Source organism: Streptomyces sp. CO7 (assembly GCF_053474865.1).
Map to the genome: position 1 here is coordinate 1212745 of NZ_JBRIOU010000002.1, position 4961 is coordinate 1217705.

3 protein-coding genes and 1 tRNA gene are annotated in these 4961 nt (G+C 75.3%); 3 read left to right on the forward strand and 1 reads right to left on the reverse strand.

Features of this window, described 5'->3' with window-relative positions; genetic code table 11:
• Positions 1-138 precede the first annotated feature (138 nt).
• On the forward strand, positions 139-1302 hold the full coding sequence (locus ACOV8S_RS07460) for a S1 family peptidase (RefSeq protein WP_448316845.1): 1164 nt from the start codon (positions 139-141) through the stop codon (positions 1300-1302).
• Between the two features lie 93 nt (positions 1303-1395).
• Here ACOV8S_RS07460 and ACOV8S_RS07465 read toward each other — a convergent pair whose 3' ends face one another.
• Entirely contained in the window at positions 1396-2241 is an 846-nt protein-coding gene (locus ACOV8S_RS07465; protein WP_448316846.1) for an LLM class F420-dependent oxidoreductase, read from the reverse strand.
• A gap of 164 nt (positions 2242-2405) precedes the next feature.
• On the opposite strand from ACOV8S_RS07465, the gene ACOV8S_RS07470 reads away from it, so the two are divergent.
• Positions 2406-2482: transfer RNA gene (locus ACOV8S_RS07470), tRNA-Pro, on the forward strand.
• A complete protein-coding gene (locus tag ACOV8S_RS07475; protein WP_448316847.1) occupies positions 2482-4764 on the forward strand; it encodes a hypothetical protein in 2283 nt (760 codons plus the stop codon). Before ACOV8S_RS07470 ends, ACOV8S_RS07475 begins: the two co-directional genes overlap by 1 nt.
• Positions 4765-4961 lie beyond the last annotated feature (197 nt).

Consider the following 4961-nt stretch of genomic DNA (forward strand, 5'->3'; position numbering starts at 1 on the left):
ACCCTCTCTCCCTCCCCTTCCGTTCCGCACCCTCCCGTCTCCCTGCCTGCCGCGGGCCCGTCGGCCGGCCGGGAGAGCGCTCTCAGAGACCCCTGGTTCCACCGACCCCCTACCGGAACGAACCGAAAGGCACCCCCCATGAGACGCAAAGCCCTCACCCGCGGCGCACTCGCCGCCCTGTTCGTCGTCGGAACATGGGCCACCGCGGCCGCCCCCACCGCCTCGGCCGACGACGGCCGGTCCTCCGCCGCCTCGCAGGCACCCGCCTCCGACGGGCTGCTGCGGGCCATGCGGCACGACCTCGGCCTCACCGCCGCACAGGCCGAGGAACGTCTCGCCGCCGAGAAGAGCGCGACCGCGCTCGAGCCCACGGCACGCCGCGCGGCGGGCGACTCCTACGGCGGCTCCTGGTTCGACGCGAAGACCGGCCGGCTCACCGTCGCCGTCACCGCGGACGCCCCCGACCGTACCCGCCGTGCGGTGAAGGCCACCGGCGCGGAGGTCCGCACGGTCCGGCACGACGCGCGGGAACTGGCCGCCGCGCAGCGGCGCGTCGACCGGCTCGACGCCCCTGAGGGGGTCACCGGCTGGCACGTCGACCCGCAGGCCAACACCGTCGTGGTGAACGTCGCCGAAGGCAGCCGCTCCGACGACGCCGTCGAGCGGTTCCTGGACCGGGCCCGCGCGGCCGGTCCGGTGACCGTCGAGAGCGTTCCGGGCGCGCCGCGCACCCTGGCGGCGGGCACCGTCGGCGGTGACCCCTTCTACACGGGCAACGTCCGCTGCTCCATAGGCTTCTCCGTGGTCGGAGGCTTCGTCACGGCCGGGCACTGCGGCGGGGCCGGCCAGTCGGTCAGCGGCTGGGACCGCACCTACATCGGCAACATCCAGGGCTCGTCGTTCCCCGAGAACGACTACGCCTGGGTGAACGTCGGCAGCGGCTGGTGGACCGTGCCGGTGGTGCTGGGCTGGGGCACCGTCTCCGACCAGCTGGTGCGCGGCTCCAACGAGGCGCCGGTCGGGGCGTCGATCTGCCGCTCCGGCTCCACCACCCACTGGCACTGCGGCACCGTGCTGGCCAAGAACGAGACGGTCAACTACAGCCAGGGCGCGGTGCGTCAGATGACCAAGACCAGCGTGTGCGCCGAAGGCGGCGACTCCGGCGGCTCGTTCATCAGCGGCGACCAGGCCCAGGGCGTCACCTCGGGCGGCTGGGGCAACTGCTCGAGCGGCGGCCAGACCTGGTTCCAGCCGGTGAACGAGATCCTCGGGCGGTACGGACTCACCCTCGTCACGGCCTGAGCCGCCGGCGGACCGGGGGTGTGAGCACCGCGGGTCCCACGGCACCGCACCACGGGTGGCCCCGGGGACCGTTCCCCGGGGCCACCCGCGCGGTCAGCGCAGCTCGAGCAGCTCGGCCAGGCGGCGCCAGCCCTCGCGGGGGTGCCGGTCGGGGGAGCCGTCGAGGACCTGGACCGCGACGTGGTCGGCGCCCGCGTCGTGGAACTCCGCGAGACGCGCGCGGACCGTGTCGTCGTCGCCCCAGATCACCACCGAGTCGATCAGCCGGTCGCTGCCGCCGTCCTCGAAGTCCTTCTCCTCGAAGCCCATCCGGAGCCAGTTGTCGGTGTAGTTGGGGAGCCGGGTGTACATGTCGACCGTCTCCCGGCCGATCCGGCGCGCCTCGGCCGCGTCCGCGCTCAGCACCACCTTCACCTCCGGCGCCAGCAGCGGACCCGCGCCGAGCGTCTCCCGGGCCCGCGCCACGAACTGCGCGTCCACCAGGTAGGGGTGGGCGCCCGCGGTGCGCTCGGCGGCCAGCCGCAGCATCCGGGGACCCAGCGCTGCCAGGGCCCGCGACTCCTTCGGCAACGGCGCGGAGGCCGAGTCCAGCGCGTCGAGGTAGTCGACCATCGCCGAGTACGGCTTGCGGTAGTCCTTGGCCAGCGGCGCGTGGCTGACGCCGAGCCCCAGCAGCAGACGCCCCGGGTGCCGGTCCTCCACGGCCGCCGCCTGCTCGGCGACCATCGCCGCGTCGTACTGCCAGATGCTCAGGATGCCGGTCGCCACCGCGATGCGCGAGGACGCCGCCAGCAGTTCGCCCGCCGCCGGCACCGAGGCCATGCCGAACCACACGGCTCCGAAACCCAGCCGGTCCAGCTCGGCGACGGCCTCCACCGCCTCGTCCCCGCCCTCCCGGAGCTTGCCGCTCCAGATGCCGAAGCGTCCGACGTCCACCATGGGGTACATCCTTTCCGGGCAGCTGCACGCCATCGTCGCCAAGGTCCAGCGACCGAGGCACTGCATGCATTCCCCATTCACCCGTTCGGAGTCGGCGCGGGCGGCCCCGTGACCGAAAGTCGGTTGAACGCCGGGCGGTCACGCCGACAGAATCGGCGGCACCACGACGTGTAGCTCAGTCAGCCAGAGCGCCAGGCTCGGGACCTGGAGGGCGCGGGGGCGGAACCCGCCACGTCGGCCATGAACGAGAACGCTGAGCAGCAGCGCACCACGACCGGATCCGCGACGACCGTCGGCACCGGCTACCCGCTCGGGCAGCTCGCCAAGGCGCTCACCACCGCACGCACCCACCACGACCCCGAGGTCCGCGCACGAGCGGGTCGCAAGGGGGAGCGGTGGCGCGCCGTGCTGAGCGCCATGACGGACGGACGGCTGACCGTCGGCTCCCGCACGCCGGTGGCCGGCCTGCCCGCATGGGTGACCCTCGAGGTCGCCCACGGCGGTTTCGCCACCGGCGCCCCGAGCGCGGGCGGCCCGCTGCGGCCCCACGAGAGGGAAGCGGCCCGACGGGCCGGACTGCGCGAGGACCGCCGGGCGCTCTTCGAGCACTTCCTCACCGAGGAGGGCCTGTCCCAGCTCTGCGAGCTGCTCGACAGCGGCGCCTACGAGGTGGCCGTGCCCGAGGAGGCCGCCCTGCTCACCGTGGCCTGGCTGGGCCGTGCGGGCGAGACGGACGCGGCCGTCGACCTGGTCGGCGAACTCGAGCCGTTCGCGGGCCGGCTGCGCTTCCTCCCGCGCCCCGCCGAGCGGCCCGCCCCCGGGCCGGACGCCGTGCACCGCGTCACCGTCGGCCGGGCGCGCGCCGCGCTGAGCGGCCGCGGTCCCCACCGCGGCGTCGAGGCCCAGCGGGAGGCCCTCGCCGTCTGGCACCCGTTCGGCGACGCCCTGCTGAGCCACTGGCTGGAGACGGCCGAGGACGGCGTGGTGCTCGCCCGTGTCCCCGACGCCGCCTGGCGTGAGCGCGGCGCGTCGCTGCTGCGCCGCTACCAGGACCTCGCCGCCCGCCACACCTACTGCACCAAGCACCGCGACCCGCGGCAGAACCTCGGCGTCCTGCGCGCCGCCCTGGAGGAGGCGGTGGCCGGTCGCACCCCGGACGCGCGCCTGCTCGGACTGCTGCGGGCCGCCGTCACCGGCATGGTGCGCAAGCGGGGCGTGCCCGGCTCGCCGCGCCACGCCGAACTGCGCCGCGCCCAGGCCGTTCAGGCGGCGCTCCCCTCGCACCACCGGATGGCCCGGCTGGTGGCGGACCGTCTCGCCGAGCTTCCCCAGGACACCGGCCTCACCGACGTCGCCGGCCCGACCGGACCGGTCACCGCGCGTGAGGCGGCCGCCGGCGGGCCGCCCGAGGGCACGATCGTTCCGCCCGCGGTGCGCAAGCCGGTCGAGGCGGCGCTCAGCGCGCCGGTCGCCACCCTGGTCGAGCGCGGCGTCGTCCCCTCGGCGGAGGTGCTGGCCCAGCTCACGCCCCAACTGGTGGGGGCCGTCTGGGCGCGAGGCTGGCAGGACGCCTCGCTGTGCACCCTCACGGCAGCCGTCTACCGGGCGTTCCGCGGCAGGCGCTCGCTGCTCCTGCTGAACCTGGCCTCTCAGGTCAGGGTGGAGGAGCTGCCCTGGATCCGTGCCGTCGTCCCGCTGCGCCGTCCCGAGGACGGCGGCGAGGGCCCGGCCGCGGTGCTGCGCGAACTGGGGGAACTGGCCCTCACGGCCTTCCCCGGCACCCTCCTGCCCAACCCGCTGGTCCGTGAACTCGGGACACTGGCACGACAGTCGGGGCTGGACGCGCCGATGGTGGAGGAGCTGGCGGCGGACATCTTCATGGGCTCCTTCAGCCCCAAGTTCGCCCACGCCGCCCGGATCGCGGGCGAACTCCTGGCCGGCACGCCGTACGAGCGGTACTACGGACTCGACGAGGGCGCCCCGGACGGGGCGGACTTCGCCGCCCGGTGTTCCCGGCGGGCACGGGACGCATCGCGTGGGGCGGTCCGCGGGTCCGGATCGGTGGCGGCCGACGGGATGGTGATCGAACAGGCCCAGATCCTCACCACCCACAACCTCGCCACCCTGGTGGCCCGGGCAGGGGTCGCGCCCCGCGACGGCTGGGAAGGCCCCGCACGTGAGGCGTTCCTGACGGTGTGGCGACTGGTCGAGCGGCTCGAGAACAACCCGAGGCCGCTCGGCACCGTCAAGGACGCGGCCTACGCCTGGCGGCAGGCGGTGTTCTTCCTGTCGCTGTGCTCCCCGACGGAGCGGGAGGGCGTCCTCGCCCGGCTCACGGGTGAGGCGGACGGCCCCGGTCGCCGGTCCGCCCGGGTCACCGCCCGGCTCGCCCCCGCGGTCCGCGGGCTGCTGAACGCGGTGGCCGGGGAGGCGGTCGAGGCGCACGGGGGACGCCGGTTCCTCGGCTGGACGGTGGGTCCCCACTGGCTGCTGGAGGGCATCCCGCGTCCGGCACGGCGCTGACCTGGGGCGCGCGGGCGTCCTGGGCGGGGCGGCCCCGGTGACCGGGGCCGCCGGGGGCCCGGGTTAGGCTGCGGCGGACGATCGGGCCGACGGGCCGAGAGACGCCGCGTCGGCCTTTCCCGAGCCCTCATGGAGATCCGACGCCCATGTCCGCACGGCCTTCCTCCAGGACCCTGTCCCTCCGCACGCGCACCCTC